The organism is Candidatus Igneacidithiobacillus taiwanensis (assembly GCF_031962545.1).
Lineage (GTDB): Bacteria > Pseudomonadota > Gammaproteobacteria > Acidithiobacillales > Acidithiobacillaceae > Igneacidithiobacillus > Igneacidithiobacillus taiwanensis.
The window spans coordinates 1-13,734 of sequence record NZ_JAVRKK010000051.1; the positions used below are offsets into that span (position 1 = coordinate 1).

Below are 13,734 nucleotides of genomic sequence, written 5' to 3' on the forward strand. Positions count from 1 at the left end.
AAAGAGCACCCCACTTGCCTCTGCGTGAGGAATCCCGCCAGGAAGAAAAAACCAAGGCTGGAGACGTGCGGTGGCGTGGATGGTGAGTGCTGGTGGCAAATTCATTGCGGCACTATCGAGGGTAACTAGCGTGCCGCCTGTAAAAACCTCCGACGGAATGCTTGGCACTTCAGGATTTTTCAGGTGCAACGGCACGTTGCTCGCAATGACGCGAGCTTTTTCCCGGCCTCGCCCGCCCTCCAGCGCCAGTACCAGAGAGGCGGAGCTCCATTGGGCGAGGAATCTGCAAAAGGCTTGCAGACCACCGGAACAAACTCCCATCTCTGGCGTTTCTGTCATTACTGGGGCTGCTGTACTTGTGGGAGAAAGCGACGAATGAGGAGACAAACGTCGGCAGCGTGGGTTAGGTGAGGGAGGTGACCACGCGCGTCTACCCAATCCAGTGTGCTGCCGGGAATATGCTCGTGTAGCCAAAGCCCGACCTCCTGCGGTACAACAAAATCATCCCGAGCCTGAATCAGATGCACTGGCGTGCGGATCTTGCCCACGACGAAACGCCAATCGGACTCGAAGATCATGCGAAGCGTCCGTAATGCAATATCCGGTTGCAATTGGAATAGGGACCTGGAGAAATCGGCCAGCAGGGCCGAGTCATCGATACCAAAAAGGTCCGGCGCAAAGCCTGCTGCCCAAGTTTGGTAGTTGGTAGCCATGGCCTTGAAGAGTTCGTCCAGGTCTGACTGCGTAAGCCCGCCCGGATAGTTGGGCTCACGCAGGTAATAAGGTGAAGCGCTGATGAGAATCAGTTGCTGGAAGAGCTCAGGCTGTGCTATTGCTGCAATGGCCCCAATCATGCCGCTTACCGAGTGGCCAATGTAGATCACTGGCTGCCCGCGACAATCCGGAAGAGTCTGGAGGAGCTGGATCAGATCATCTACATAAGCAAAAAGATTGTTGTGGCGCTCCGGCCATACCGGACGCGAGTGTCTGCAGTGGAGCCGAAGCCTGCCAGGTCGTAGCGGATATACCGAAACCCTAGGGGAAGGCAGTGCAGCAGAGAATCCCAAACCCCCTTATCTGAGCCGAATCCGTGTCCGAGAATGACGGGAACCGTGCCAATACCCTCAATCTTTATAAAAGATTTTGGCGAGTTAGATAGGGTGGTCTCTTTCATGATCCAAATCGTCTTGCCTGACTGATGATTAACGAGAGGTGCGATAAATACACTGGCTACTCATCAAAGCTTCAAAATCTATCAATGGTGATACCAGAGTCCTGTATCCACTTTTCCAGGCTATCTGCTGACATGGGTTTGGCAATCCAGTATCCCTGTAGGATGTTACATTGAATGGTTTGCAGTAAATTGGCACATTCGAAAGAGTCTACGCCTTCGGCTACCACGTCAAGCCCTATCCCTCGAGCAGCCACGACGATACCAGAAACGATGGCGAGATCTCTTTTATTCGTCAGTATACTCTGAGTAAAGCTAGTATCGAGCTTGATAGTGGTTGCTGGAAACTTTTGCATGTAGGTCAGAGAAGAGTATCCCGTACCAAAATCATCCAGAGATACGCGTAACCCCCACTGGCGACACCGCTCCAATACAGAACAGACTGTATGAAAGTTGGGAATCGGCGCGGTTTCCGTGACCTCTAAGGTGATCTTGTTGGGAGAAACACTGCTCTGCTTGCATACTAGACTCTCAATATCGTCCAAAAATCTCGGGTCGAGCAGGTGAGCGACGCTCACGTTGACGGAAACGGGGATGTCGAGCCCACGGATTTGCCATGCTTCTGCCTGCCGTAGTGCCGTCTGCAGGACGAACCGACTGATTGGGCGCGCCAACCGCGGGTGGTCCAGTGCGCCCAGGAAACTGGTTGGTGTGAGTATGAGGTCGCCAGAGTGTACCCGCAGCAAAGCCTCTACGCCGACTAATCGCATGCTTCCCTGCAGATCACGGCGGACTATCGGCTGATAATATAGGTGTAGTTCCTCGTATTGCAGCGCTTGGGTAAGTAACCGTACCGGCTGTACGTCTTCCTCCGGGCTGGTTTCGTGAGAAGCATGGTAAAAGGCGAACTGGTCCTTGCCCCCGTTTTTTGCTGCGTAGAGTGCGCGATCGGCATGCCGGATCAATGTTTCCGAATCTTCGTTATCCAGGGGGTAGATGGTCCAGCCTAAGCTGGCTGAAGTCTCGGCACGTAAGCCATCGGCAATCGCGATCGGCTCTCTCAGCGCGTCGAGGATACGATCGGAAAGAGCCGCCAGATCGTCTACACAGGTCGGTTCGTGAACGAGTAGTCCAAACTCATCGCCACCCAAGCGGGCGCAGACATCGCCAGCTCGCAGAACGGACGAGATCCGCTGGGCCACTTGCCGGATCGTCGTATCGCCGGCGGCATGTCCCAGACGATCATTGATGTCTTTCAGGTTGTCCAGATCGAGCATCCCAACCGCGAGTAGGCGGTCGCGTCGAAGGGTAAGGGAACAATATCGTTCTAGCTCTAACCGAAATGCTCGACGGTTGGGAAGTCCAGTAAGATCATCGGTAATCGCCTCTGATTTCAGGTGATCAATCAGGGAACACTGGTGCAGCATGGACTGTGCCGATCGCGCAAAGGCAAGGAAAGGAGTTTCCCCTACCTTCTGGAAATAATCTTCCGAGTCTCCATAAAGGGCGATGACTCCTGCTTTTCCTCCTTCAAGACACGAGAGCCGCAAAGCAATAGCCGCCCGAAAGCCGTATCGGCGCGCAGCGCGACGCCATGGCCCGTAGAGCGATCTTCCGGATATGCCCATTTCTACGAGTCTCGTGCCAGAGAGCGCTTGGAAGATGGGTCCTCGCTCGGTAAGCAGGTTACGGCGTATTTTTAGGGTTTGCGCGTATTCTTTGGCGGGCCCAACAGCGACCTGAGGGACGATCTCTCGGCTATCGCCAGGACCGATCCAGACCCAGGCCAATAGGATGTGCGGAGTAGCCTCTACGAGGCTGCGGCAGAGGCCTTCCAACAGAGCATTGTAATCTGTGGTAGTGATAAGCTCGGTGGCCTTTTCCAGAAGTGTCGCGGTTAGGCGATGGCGCTCACCCAAAATCCAATCGTCAGCTGCGAGCTCTGCATACCCCGAGCGTTTGTGCTCTTTAGGATGTTCCATCATTCGACGACCTCACCCACGACGCTCCGTTATTCATTGTAAGGTCGTTTTGGCTATGACAGCGGATTTTTTTATCTGGTTTATATGGGAAAAGCCCGTTTTTACTAGGCTTCGTTAGGGTTAAAGTGGTGCGGATACCAGACCTTACGGTGAATGCCGTCATTCTGGCAGCCATCCGTCCAACAAAATATCGTCCACTGACCAAGAATTACTATCAGGAAACGCAGATTCCTTCAAGCCTGTGCATAAGTCCACCACCTTTGGCACTCGGGGTGATGTTGGAGGAGGAAGGATAGCGGTGCTTGTTGTCCGAGTCGATGGTGTGGTCGTTCGGCGTTATAGAAGATGAGCCAGTCGGCGAGCTTTTCGTTGAAGCGGGCCAGGTCGGTGAAGAGCAGGTCTTCGTGATAGTCGACGAAAGATTCCTGGATGGTGCGGTTGGAGCGTGCGTCTCGCGTTCATTTTCGGCGTCTTGGGATAGATGTATCAGCGCTGGATCTGCTGTGCGGCAAGGGTTTGCGCGCACGCCTGACGGGCTTGGGGCGACCGCGGGCATCGAGTCGTGCGGGACTATGGCGCATCTTGCCCGCGCACGGGCGATGATGCGCCCGAGGGTCGAAACCGAGGGCAGCCTGATGCCGTGGGCTGTACACCAAGGGGCAAGCAAGACATGGAGCTTCTCCTTGCCGAGGTTGGGATGGAGCCTGCGCAGCCGTCTCATCTCGACCACGCGCCTGGGGTCGGTCCGGGGCGCCCCCTTCTGCTTGGGGGCCGAGGATTGGGCCGCCAAGGCCGCTGGGTTGCCGCCGCTCTCCTAGAAGGTCAGGCGGAACTGGTAGGCCTGAGCCGTCTTGAGACTCTGGTTCTTGAGGAGCTCCTGGAGCTTGGCGGTCTGTTTGGCTGAGAGCTTTCCCGGGTTCTTGAGCCACAGCCAGCGGCTCTTTTTCAGATCGGGTTGGGAGATGGCCTCGCCCCTGCGCACGGCATCCACGGCCTCATTGATGAGCTTCAGCAGGTGAAAGCGATCAAAGGTGATCTGGGCGTTGGGCAGGTGTTCTGCGGCGCCTTTTTGGATGGCCGGTGAGAGGTCCATGCTCACCTCCGTAATGGCCTCGGCGTTACCGCCATGGGCCTGCAGATCTTCGGCGAACTTCTCGAAGGTTTTGGCATCCTTGCCTGGGGTGGCGAAGAGCAAACGCTTGGCCTCCAGGTCCACAAATAGGGAGATGTAGCCATGGCCACGCCAGCTGCTGGTTTCATCTACATCGATAGCGCGGACTTCTGACAGGTCCGCGGCCTCGCGGGCCTCGGCGACGTAATGATCGAGCACCCGCCAGAGTCGCTGGTCCGTCTCCCGCACTAGACGGGCGACCGTCAACACGGGCATCTCCCGGACCATGGCCATGACCAGGGCCTCGAAAAGCAACGTGAATCCGGAGCCTTCCCGAGCCCAAGGGACGGGTACCAAATGCACCCATGCTCCGGACAATGGACCCGCGGCACACGGGCGTGAAGATACGCGGCATGCTGGAAGAAATCCAGGTGACGCCAGACCTTCTCCTAGCTGTCATGGACGGGACACTCCTGGCCACAGACAGGACATGGAAAACGACTACCCTTGGGGAAGTTCACATGCAGGTCCAGGCGCTTTTCCTCCGCCGTGAACCGCACCTCGTTCACCATCCACGGTGGAATCGGACCTAATGCCAGAGTGAATAGTTGGTTCCCTTGGTCCATCGTTGCTCTCAGCTTGCCACCTCTACCATAGGGCAATCACACCGCCTTACCCACTCGATGTGTCGAGGAGCCCATTTGGTGCTAATGTTTTGTGGAATTTTAGTCAGTTTCGTTGATGTGTTTGTATGACGGGACAGTTTGCATCATTGTGTCTGGCTACCGTTTATTTTGTGAATATTTGAACCGATGATTCTGGTGTCGACTCCCGTGGGCAGGACCACCATCACCATGGTATCTGCTGTCATTGGCGCGAAAAGCGCCGCATGCTTTTTGCAACGGATGGTAATTTCTTGGGCCGGGCATTCCTCAAGCCCGGAACCGATATGCTCGGCCAAGCGCATGACTGCTGCCCCAGCAACTCCGACGAGTCCAATATCGGCCACCAACTCTCCCTCTTGATACAAAACGGACCCATCGGTAGAGAGGAGAGCGACTCCCATCATCTCTGGTACGACCGTTTGTAACTGGGCGCAAAAATCATAAAATGCTTCAGGTTTCATGCGTTACCTCCGGTGTTGGGGAGAGGATACGGAAAGTCTGCCTCGGTCAAGAGATCGGGGCCCGATTCCAGGTTTTCGAACCAGTCGAGGAAGGCGATTACGGTTTCCTTCCCCCTGAAGGATGCACCGTGCTGCGGGACGATCCACTCGATGTCCATTTTGCGCGCCATTTGTGCCCAAAGCCTGCAAACTTTTTGGCCTCCCATATATCGGCGATGAAACCCATCCATACCCGAGAGCGCGCGATGTGCATGGAAGGCTTCGGCTCCTTCTACCACCTTGGCGGCGTCATGGCCGCTGACCAGATTGGCGCCTAAATCGCCAGAAAACAGGATCTTACTCAACGGGTCATATACCTGAAAGTTACCCACTGAATGCAGATAATGTGCGGGAATGATCTGCAAATCGTAGCCCCCGAGGCTCACGGTCATCCCCCTTGAAGGAATGCCGATCACTCGTCCCTCCGTCATACCTTTGGAACAGAAATGTGGCAGGAAACGAGTCCACTCATTAGCAATAAGAATTTTTGCATTGGTAATCAACAGCCAGCCATTGGCGGATGCAACGATGTCCGGGTCCTCATGGGAGGCAAATACGTAATCCAGGTGAGCGGGAAGAAAGTAGCTGGCCATTTCCGCCAGGAGATGCTTGTAGGTGAGATTGCCACCAGGGTCGAGCAGCATACCCTCACCGGCATGAACGATGAGAAACTGGTTGGCCTGAATGCCTTCTCCTTCCACTAAATTGGTGAAAGAAACACACTTATGGATGCCATTGTCGTAAAGAACGTTGGACATTATCTAATTTACACCCCCCCCCGCAATGATTGGTATTACTCGATTGATGAAAATGGTAACCAGGTCTGGGTCGAGCTTCTTTCCACTTTCTTTGATCATGATTCCCAATGCCTGATCGTGCGTTATTATACCATGGTATGCTCGGCGCGAAGTCAGCGCATCGTAGCTGTCGGCCACGGATATAATTCTTGCCAATAGTGGAATCTGACCCCCTTTCAGCCCATCGGGATAGCCAGAGCCATCGATATGTTCGTGATGATGCCGGACCGCTTTGGCAACTTCTTTGGCAAGGGGAAAATTCCGTGACGCAATCAATTCTGCGCCAATGGCACTATGTGTTCGCATTTTTTTCCATTCGCGATCGTCGAGCGTTGCTGGTTTATATAAAATGTTTTGGGGAATGGTAATTTTTCCAAGGTCGTGCAACAGTGCAGCGCAATCCAAGATATTGATTGTGGACTCCTCAAGAGCCATGGATCGACCCAAATCAATGGATAGTGCCCTAACTCTTTTGCAGTGCTCGCTCGTATGTCTGTCACGGTTTTCTAGCATCAGGAACAGCGTGCTCATATCCAATGAGGCCGAGTCGTGACTATCCATCAGATCGCAAATTCTCTGGCAATTGGAGTGGTTCATATCGTATATTCGACGCTCACGAATGTTGACAAGTTGATGGTGAAGGAGAATTGCTTTGCTCGGCACGGCTTGTCGCGCGTCCGTGCGCGAATGACCTTGCGCCGGCGATTGGATCCCCGCTGCCCTGGTCACCGGCTTGCCGCCATTCGCCTTCGATGGGCGCAGACAGCACGCTCGGGTCCCAGCTTGCTGGATAGCCACCATGCCGCGCCTACACTCCCAGCTGTTGCGGTCGCTTCGACAAATATAGTATTTGCCGCGTGGCCTACCGGGGGCTACTCGCCCTTCGCTTTGCTCTTTGGGCGAGCAGCGAGCGAAGGCGGTGGTCACCAACTCTCCCGACAGGTAACCCCATCTTCATGATACGTGGACTCGACGTGTAGGGTTACCGTCTTGTGTCCGGTGACGCCCTCCATGACGCCATCGATCAAACCAAAACCAAAATGACACAACGCATGCTTTCCAGCGTCACTACCGCGATTTTTGAGTACCAAGCCGATCTTACAGCCGCACAATCTAGCTTCCCCTTTATGCAGTTCGATATCGTCCATGAAGCCCTTTTCCTTGAAGAACGTCGCGACGAGATTTCTCGCTTCCTCGGGGCTTCCTCGATGGGCATAGCCAATACGCTCTCCTAATTTTTTTCCGGCATATCGAAATACGCTGATGCTGCCTTTATTTCCTATCACTGCCGCAACCTGATCGGCAATGTCACACAATAGGTCGACCACATCCTTGGTGCTCATTGCGCATCGAGGCTCTGTCATGATGCATCCTCATCTGAATAAATGGTCACAAATCGCGCACAATTCGATGTGCTCGAGGGCATTACATGGTGAGCAACCGACCGATGAGGTTCTCGCTCATGCCCAGCTGCTGAATCAGATGCTCGGCCACGCGAGAGGTATTTTGGGCGATCTTCAACACCTTCACGATATTGCCAGACGTATCGAATATTGGAGTGTACTCGGCATATAAGAATAGATCTCGACCGTCCTTCCGCCGCCGATGAAACGTGCCATGTTGTTTATTTCCTGATCGAAGTTTTTCCCAAAAATCGATATAGTCTGGCGATTCTACGTATGCTGGCAAGCAGAGCATTTTGTGATGCTGCCCAGTAAGTTCCTCGATTGCATAACCCGTTGCTTGGCAGAACACCGGATTTGCGTACAGTATCATGCCATCACGATCAAAGAGGATGACGGCGAACATACGTTCGATACCCTCCCAGGCTTGGCGCAGCTCGCTCTCGTTTTTCACTCCGACACCCTCAAAAAAGCTCTCGTCCATATCTTTGCTTGCCCCTATGTACGTTGGTGGGAGTCAAAGCTGCTCGGCAATGGCGTTGGCTGCACGTTTGGCATCCAGAAAGACCAAACCTAGTTTGGCGTCTTTACGCGTAATTACCGAAAGCACGGCTTCCGCGCCTGCTTGGATCAACAACACATAGCCATCACCGCCCTTGATCATGACCTGCTCGATCTCTCCTCTTGCGAGTTCTGCGGCGGTTCGCACCCCCAAAGAGAGCATAGCAGCAGCCATGGCGCCGACGCGGTCTTCATCCATGCTCGAGGCCAAGGCCGAGGCTATGGTTAGTCCATCGGTAGAAATTACGGCGGAAGCCTCGATATCGGCAGAACTGCCGTTAAGATCATGCAAAATCGATTGTATGATTTCTGCGCGCACGTTTTCCTCCGTTTGGTCTCGAAAAATGCAAAATGTATCGTGGCTGATTGCCTTTCGATAACATTATCTTATGATTCTAATATGCTGACCTATCGACAGGCAAGGGCGATTTTGGCGCGACCAACCCCGCCTATGCGCCCACTACACCGCAGTCACGGATTTAGAAGTCGGTCCTGCAGAGAGTCACTTAGAAAAAGACGATATCGTATTGTTCTTGGGTGTAGGTGCTTTCCGCCTGCACCTTGATTGGGCGGCCGATGAACTCTTCGAGGGCGGCGAGGCTGGTGCTTTCTTCGTCGAGAAGTTTGTTCACTACTTGTGGCGAGGCGAGAACGGTAAAGCGTTCGGTTGGGTAGGCGCGGGTCTCGCGTACGATTTCGCGTAATATCTCGTAGCAGAGGGTCTCGGCGGTTTTGAGAAAGCCCCGGCCCTGGCAGTAAGGACAGGGTTCGCAGAGAATTTGGCGCAGGCTTTCGCGGGTGCGCTTGCGGGTCATTTCCACGAGTCCGAGGGCCGAGATTTGGGTGATGGTGCAGCGGGTTCGGTCATTCTGCAGGGCCTTTTCCAGGGTGCGCTGCACCCGCCGCTTGTGCTCCTCGTTGTCCATGTCGATGAAGTCGATGATGATCATGCCGCCAATGTTGCGCAGACGCAGCTGGCGAGCGATGGCGGCGGCGGCCTCGAGGTTGGTCTTGAGGATGGTCTCTTCCTGGTTGCGACGGCCAACGAAGCCGCCGGTGTTGACATCGACGGTGGTCAAGGCCTCGGTCTGGTCGATGACCAGATAGGCGCCAGATTTGAGATTGACCCGGCTTTGTAGGGCGTTTTCGATCTCTTCCTCAACGTGGTAGAGATCAAAAAGCGGGCGCTCGCCGGCATAGTGCTCGATGCGTTCCGTCACCTCCGGTACCACTTCGCGGCAAAACTGTCGCGCCGCCTCGAAGGTCTCGCGGCTATCGATGCGAACCCGTTGGATGTCGTCAGACATCACATCGCGCATGACGCGCAGGGCGAGATTGAGATCTTCGTAGATGAGCTGGGGGGCATGACTGCCGCGCAAGTCTTCCTGGACGTTTTGCCAAAGGCGCTGCAGGAATTTGAGATCACTACTAAAATCTTCGGCACCGACGCCCTCGGCCAGAGTGCGAATGATGAAACCGCCGGTTTCCTCTGGCGGCAGGAGGGACTTCAGCAGGTCTTTGAGACGGCTGCGTTCCTCCGGCGACTCGATGCGGCTCGACACACCAATGCGTGGTGAAAACGGCATGTAGACCAGGTAACGCCCCGGCAGGGTAATGCGCGTCGACAGGCGCGCGCCCTTGCTGCCGAGGGGATCCTTGATGACTTGGACGAGAAGCTCCTGCCCTTCGTGGAGTAGGGTCGAGACGCTGCGCAAATCGTGCAGGCTGACGCTGCGCGACTCGATATCCGTTTCTCCCTCCTGGGCGAGTTCCGCCTCACTCTCGGCACCCTGAATATCCGCGGCATGCAAGAATGCAGTACGCTCCAGACCGACGTCGACGAAGGCCGCCTGCATTCCCGGCAGTACCCGGCGCACGATGCCCTTGTAGATGTTGCCGACCAACCCGCGATGGCTACTGCGTTCGACCTGCAATTCCTGGAGCACGCCATTGTCGACGAGGGCGACACGGATTTCCTGCGGGGTGACGTTGATCAACAATTCTTCACTCATGGCGACCCCGCAAGGACGGTGGAGGAAAACCAAGGCGAGTTAGCAAGGCGGCGGTCTCGGCCAAAGGCAGGCCCATGACCCCGGAATAGGAACCGCGCAAGCCGGTGATAAAGACGGCGCCGATGCCTTGGATGGCATAGCCGCCGGCTTTGTCTCGAGGCTCGCCGGTGGCCCAGTAGGCTCGGGCCTCGGCCGCATCGAGGGCGCGCAAGAATACCGAACTACGCGACAGAATCTGGTGCAGATCTTTACCGTCGTGGATGGCAACGGCAGTGAGCACCTGATGCCACTGACCACCGAGGGTCTGGTAAAAGGCTAGGGCTTCGTCCGCATCGGCTGGTTTGCCAAAAACCTGGTCGCCAAGGCAGACCAAGGTGTCGGCAGCAAGGACGAGGGCTTTTTCTCGCGGGCGGATGACGCTTTGTGCCTTTTCGCGGGCGAGTCGACGCACTAGTTGCATGGGACTCTCGCCGTCAAAGCGACGCTCGTGGATGGCGCTCGGGCGCAATTCCACCCGGTACCCCAGTTGCGCCAAGAGCGCGCGCCGCCGCGGCGAGGCGGAGGCCAAAACCAGCCGCGGCATCGTTCAGGAGCCGCCGGGCAAAAGAATCTGCGCCATGCCGTTGGCAACGCCGGAGTTGGCCGCGAGGGCGAGGCGTTGTTCCGGCACCCCAGCCTGGCGCAAGCCCTGGACGATGGCCTCGGCACGCTGGGTGGCGAGGTTGATGCCCCCCGGCTGCGGCGACACCCGCACCAGGATCTGCGGCGCCGTTATCCCCTTCAAGGCCCCGGCTATGCTGCGCAGGCGTTGGCGTCCATTGGCCGAAAGCTCACGGTCGCCGGAAAACAGACTGGCTATCGGCAAATCCAGCTCCGTCCCATATTTTCCCTGACGCAGGGTGCCGTAGCTCGCTAGGGCCTGCAGCTGCTGGGGAATCGGTGAGGCTTGCGGGGCGCGCGCGGCAGGGCTGGTGGTAGGTGCCGCGCTGGAATTGGCCTGTAGCTTTGCGAGGCTTTTCTCTTCCTGCTGCAAGGTCTGTTTTTGCTGCTCAATTTCTTGTTGGAGATGGCTGCTGCGGGCGCTCTCCATGGTGCGGTCTGCCAACTGTTGACGCAGCTGGGCGTACTCGGCCTGCAACGACTGATAGCGCTGATTGAGGCTATTCAGTTGCCGCTGCAAGCGCTCTTTTTCTTGGATACTGCTGGGCGCGTGTGCCGCACGTATGCCGTGCACCCGCGCCTCGAATATGGCGCGGTCGACGCCAAACAGCGCGGGATTGGCCTGATCCGCCGTCATTTGCTGTAGATCCTGCTGCAGTCGCGCCGATTCTTGCGGGCTCAACAGCGGCTGCAGGCTGCGCGCCTGGGCATAGGCCTGCTGCAGAGCCATGGTGGTAGCGGTATCCGCCCAGGCCAGGCTGGGCAACAGGAAGAGCGGAAGAAGGAGTAGGCGACGCTTCATGGTTGGCTCTCCTGAAGTTGCTGGCGCGTAGCCGCAATCTTTTCCTGCAGGGAGGCGATGCGATGCTGCAGATCCTTGATCTGGCTCTTGAGCTGCTGATTCTCGTCACTCACCGGGCTTTGATCCAGGTGCAGCTGGATGTTGTCGAGGTGTACCCGGGCGAGCTCGGTCTCGCGTTCGGCAAAGAGATAGTCGCCGCGCTGCTGAGCGGCCTGGGCTGCCGCCAGGGCTTGCTGTGCCGGCGCCAATTGCTGCGCCGTCACCTGCGGCGAAAGGGCAAAGATGCGAACGCGTGCCGCTTGTACGGCAATGGCATTGCTACTGCTCTGTTGCGGGGTGGGCGTCACCATTTGGGCACAGGCACTCAGGCCCATGCCGAGGGCAATGACTACCCCAAGGCGGGGCAAAACCTGACTGAGCAACTTCACCATCCACTCTCCTCTGCACCGCGGTGGTAGGGTAATCCAGCGCGAATACTCCAGGCGCGATATAACTGCTCGGCCAGCACCACGCGCACCACCGGGTGCGCCAGGGTCAGGGCCGAGAGTGACCAACGCCAGTGTGGCCGCAGCTCCGGATCGATGCCGTCGGGGCCGCCAATCCACAGGGTCACGTCCTGACGATTATCGATCCACACATCCATTTTCTGCGCCAGCTCCTCGCTGTGCAAGGCACGACCCTGCACTTCCAGGGCGACGATCTCCGAGTCTTTGCGGCTTGCGGCTAGTAATCGTTCGCCTTCCTCACGTCGCCAACGGGCGGGATCGTACTGGCGACCGCGCTCGGCCAAGGGTAGGCTGCGCCACTCCAACTGCACCGGCGGCAAAATCCGCCGGCTGTATTCGTCGACCGCAGCATGCACCCAGTCCGGCATCCGCGTCCCCAGGGCGAGGACCAGCAGCCGCATCCTTACCCCTCGGTGCCTTGGCTGCGTACCTTCGGCAACTCACCCCACAACCGCTCGATCTGGTAAAAATCGCGGGTTTCCGGGCGCATCAGATGCACCACTACATCCCCCAAATCGACCAGCATCCAATCGCTACCCGCGGCTCCTTCCGTGCCCAGCGGACGCACTCCTTCGCTCCGCGCCTTGTCGACCACGGCTTCGGCCAGGGCGCGCAGTTGGCGATCGGAGTTGCCGGAGGCAATGATCAGGTAATCGGTAACATCGGTCTGTTGGCGTACATCGATGCTTTGGATGTCGATGGCCTTGTGTTCATCCAAGGCGGCAATACTCAAATCGCGGAGAGTTTCGGGGGTGCAGGGCAAGTTTTTGATCCTCCAGATCAGGATTCGTGGTAGAGCCGATGCTGTGCAATATAGTCTAAGACCGTGTCCGGTAACAAAAAGCGGGCACTGCGCCCGCCTGCCAGAAGGCTGCGGATTTGGGTGGCGGAGATTTCCAGGGCGGTAACGGTGTGAAAGGCAATCCTACCCCCGGGGAGCGTCTGCAGCTGTGCGAGCTCCTCCACCCGGCGTTGATAGAGCACTTGGCGCAACACTTCGGGCAATTCCGCCATGGGCCAGCCGGGCCGACCGATGACGATCAGGTGGGTAAGATCGAGAATTTGCTCCCACTCCCGCCAGGTATCGAAGCGCAGGAAGGCGTCCATACCGATGACCATGGCGAAAAAGCCCTCCGGGTTCGTCTCGCGCAGATTGCGCAGGGTATCGACGGTGTAGGAAGGGCCGTCGTGTTCGACCTCGTATGCAAGCACATCGAGGCCCGGCGCCTCTTGCGCAGCAATGCGGGTCATCGCCAGACGATGCTCTGCGGGTGCCCAGGGACTCTTGCGGTGCGGCGGATGCCCGGCCGGCACGAGGGTGGCCGCGCCCATTCCCAAGGCCTCGCGCACCTCCTCGAGGGCACGCAGGTGGCCGTAGTGGATAGGATCGAAGGTACCGCCCAAGAGCAGCCGCTTTTCGTGCATTTGGGCAGTGTAGAGGATGGATTTGCAGGAGGAAAGATGCTGTATGCGTCCACCACCTTTGGCACTGTGGTAGATGTTGGAGGAGGAAGGATAGCGGTGGTTTCTGTCCGAGTCGATGGTGTGGCCGTTCGGCGTTGTA

General features: G+C 56.9%; 17 protein-coding genes and 1 pseudogene. All 18 read right to left on the reverse strand.

Annotated elements, in window-relative coordinates:
• The coding region (locus RTI30_RS08075; protein WP_312283607.1) for a hypothetical protein at window positions 1-339 on the reverse strand (339 nt) is incomplete at its 3' end.
• The gene (locus RTI30_RS08080; protein ID WP_312283608.1) at window positions 339-1,067 is read right to left on the reverse strand and encodes an alpha/beta hydrolase; all 729 of its coding nucleotides are present in this window, start codon (window positions 1,065-1,067) and stop codon (window positions 339-341) included. The genes RTI30_RS08075 and RTI30_RS08080, both read right to left, overlap by 1 nt.
• A 178-nt stretch (window positions 1,068-1,245) precedes the next feature.
• Window positions 1,246-2,799, reverse strand: a complete 1,554-nt coding sequence (locus tag RTI30_RS08085; protein ID WP_312283609.1) for an EAL domain-containing protein — start codon at window positions 2,797-2,799, stop codon at window positions 1,246-1,248.
• Between the two features lie 587 nt (window positions 2,800-3,386).
• Complete coding sequence (locus RTI30_RS14315) at window positions 3,387-3,584, reverse strand: integrase core domain-containing protein (protein ID WP_409449694.1); 198 nt, start codon at window positions 3,582-3,584, stop codon at window positions 3,387-3,389.
• A 386-nt stretch (window positions 3,585-3,970) separates the two neighbouring features.
• Window positions 3,971-4,890 (reverse strand): annotated as a pseudogene (locus tag RTI30_RS08090) (ISL3 family transposase); the annotation flags it as partial.
• A gap of 143 nt (window positions 4,891-5,033) precedes the next feature.
• Window positions 5,034-5,390 (reverse strand): hypothetical protein, encoded by a 357-nt coding sequence (locus RTI30_RS08095; protein ID WP_312283610.1) that lies wholly within the window; start codon window positions 5,388-5,390, stop codon window positions 5,034-5,036.
• On the reverse strand, window positions 5,387-6,187 hold the full coding sequence (locus RTI30_RS08100; RefSeq protein ID WP_312283611.1) for an MBL fold metallo-hydrolase: 801 nt from the start codon (window positions 6,185-6,187) through the stop codon (window positions 5,387-5,389). Before RTI30_RS08100 ends, RTI30_RS08095 begins: the two co-directional genes overlap by 4 nt.
• A 3-nt stretch (window positions 6,188-6,190) precedes the next feature.
• Complete coding sequence (locus tag RTI30_RS08105; protein WP_312283612.1) at window positions 6,191-7,153, reverse strand: HD-GYP domain-containing protein; 963 nt, start codon at window positions 7,151-7,153, stop codon at window positions 6,191-6,193.
• Window positions 7,150-7,590: a hypothetical protein gene (locus RTI30_RS08110; protein ID WP_312283613.1), complete on the reverse strand. Its 441-nt coding sequence runs from the start codon at window positions 7,588-7,590 to the stop codon at window positions 7,150-7,152. The genes RTI30_RS08105 and RTI30_RS08110 overlap by 4 nt, the downstream gene beginning before the upstream one ends.
• A gap of 61 nt (window positions 7,591-7,651) precedes the next feature.
• Entirely contained in the window at window positions 7,652-8,113 is a 462-nt protein-coding gene (locus tag RTI30_RS08115) for a PAS domain S-box protein (RefSeq protein WP_312263327.1), read from the reverse strand.
• A gap of 33 nt (window positions 8,114-8,146) precedes the next feature.
• Window positions 8,147-8,509: a roadblock/LC7 domain-containing protein gene (locus tag RTI30_RS08120; protein ID WP_312263326.1), complete on the reverse strand. Its 363-nt coding sequence runs from the start codon at window positions 8,507-8,509 to the stop codon at window positions 8,147-8,149.
• A 187-nt stretch (window positions 8,510-8,696) separates the two neighbouring features.
• Complete coding sequence (rng, locus tag RTI30_RS08125; RefSeq protein WP_312263325.1) at window positions 8,697-10,202, reverse strand: ribonuclease G; 1,506 nt, start codon at window positions 10,200-10,202, stop codon at window positions 8,697-8,699.
• Window positions 10,195-10,785: a nucleoside triphosphate pyrophosphatase gene (locus RTI30_RS08130; RefSeq protein ID WP_312263324.1), complete on the reverse strand. Its 591-nt coding sequence runs from the start codon at window positions 10,783-10,785 to the stop codon at window positions 10,195-10,197. The genes rng and RTI30_RS08130 overlap by 8 nt, the downstream gene beginning before the upstream one ends.
• Window positions 10,786-10,788: 3 nt before the next feature.
• On the reverse strand, window positions 10,789-11,664 hold the full coding sequence (locus tag RTI30_RS08135; RefSeq protein WP_312263323.1) for a hypothetical protein: 876 nt from the start codon (window positions 11,662-11,664) through the stop codon (window positions 10,789-10,791).
• A complete protein-coding gene (locus tag RTI30_RS08140; RefSeq protein ID WP_312263322.1) occupies window positions 11,661-12,095 on the reverse strand; it encodes a hypothetical protein in 435 nt (144 codons plus the stop codon). Before RTI30_RS08140 ends, RTI30_RS08135 begins: the two co-directional genes overlap by 4 nt.
• On the reverse strand, window positions 12,089-12,571 hold the full coding sequence (rlmH, locus tag RTI30_RS08145; protein WP_312263321.1) for a 23S rRNA (pseudouridine(1915)-N(3))-methyltransferase RlmH: 483 nt from the start codon (window positions 12,569-12,571) through the stop codon (window positions 12,089-12,091). Before rlmH ends, RTI30_RS08140 begins: the two co-directional genes overlap by 7 nt.
• 2 nt (window positions 12,572-12,573) lie before the next feature.
• On the reverse strand, window positions 12,574-12,933 hold the full coding sequence (gene rsfS / locus RTI30_RS08150) for a ribosome silencing factor (protein ID WP_312263320.1): 360 nt from the start codon (window positions 12,931-12,933) through the stop codon (window positions 12,574-12,576).
• Window positions 12,934-12,950: 17 nt separating this feature from the next.
• The gene (gene nadD, locus RTI30_RS08155; protein ID WP_312263329.1) at window positions 12,951-13,595 is read right to left on the reverse strand and encodes a nicotinate-nucleotide adenylyltransferase; all 645 of its coding nucleotides are present in this window, start codon (window positions 13,593-13,595) and stop codon (window positions 12,951-12,953) included.
• Window positions 13,596-13,734: the final 139 nt, after the last annotated feature.

Coding starts and splice junctions, on each gene's coding strand:
- RTI30_RS08085 (WP_312283609.1), bottom strand. CDS start 2,799: ATGGGCATATCCGGAAGATCGCTCTACGGGCCATGGCGTCGCGCTGCG.
- RTI30_RS08095 (WP_312283610.1), bottom strand. CDS start 5,390: ATGAAACCTGAAGCATTTTATGATTTTTGCGCCCAGTTACAAACGGTC.
- RTI30_RS08100 (WP_312283611.1), bottom strand. CDS start 6,187: ATGTCCAACGTTCTTTACGACAATGGCATCCATAAGTGTGTTTCTTTC.
- RTI30_RS08110 (WP_312283613.1), bottom strand. CDS start 7,590: ATGACAGAGCCTCGATGCGCAATGAGCACCAAGGATGTGGTCGACCTA.
- RTI30_RS08115 (WP_312263327.1), bottom strand. CDS start 8,113: ATGGACGAGAGCTTTTTTGAGGGTGTCGGAGTGAAAAACGAGAGCGAG.
- rng (WP_312263325.1), bottom strand. CDS start 10,202: ATGAGTGAAGAATTGTTGATCAACGTCACCCCGCAGGAAATCCGTGTC.
- RTI30_RS08130 (WP_312263324.1), bottom strand. CDS start 10,785: ATGCCGCGGCTGGTTTTGGCCTCCGCCTCGCCGCGGCGGCGCGCGCTC.
- RTI30_RS08135 (WP_312263323.1), bottom strand. CDS start 11,664: ATGAAGCGTCGCCTACTCCTTCTTCCGCTCTTCCTGTTGCCCAGCCTG.
- RTI30_RS08140 (WP_312263322.1), bottom strand. CDS start 12,095: ATGGTGAAGTTGCTCAGTCAGGTTTTGCCCCGCCTTGGGGTAGTCATT.
- rlmH (WP_312263321.1), bottom strand. CDS start 12,571: ATGCGGCTGCTGGTCCTCGCCCTGGGGACGCGGATGCCGGACTGGGTG.
- nadD (WP_312263329.1), bottom strand. CDS start 13,595: ATGCACGAAAAGCGGCTGCTCTTGGGCGGTACCTTCGATCCTATCCAC.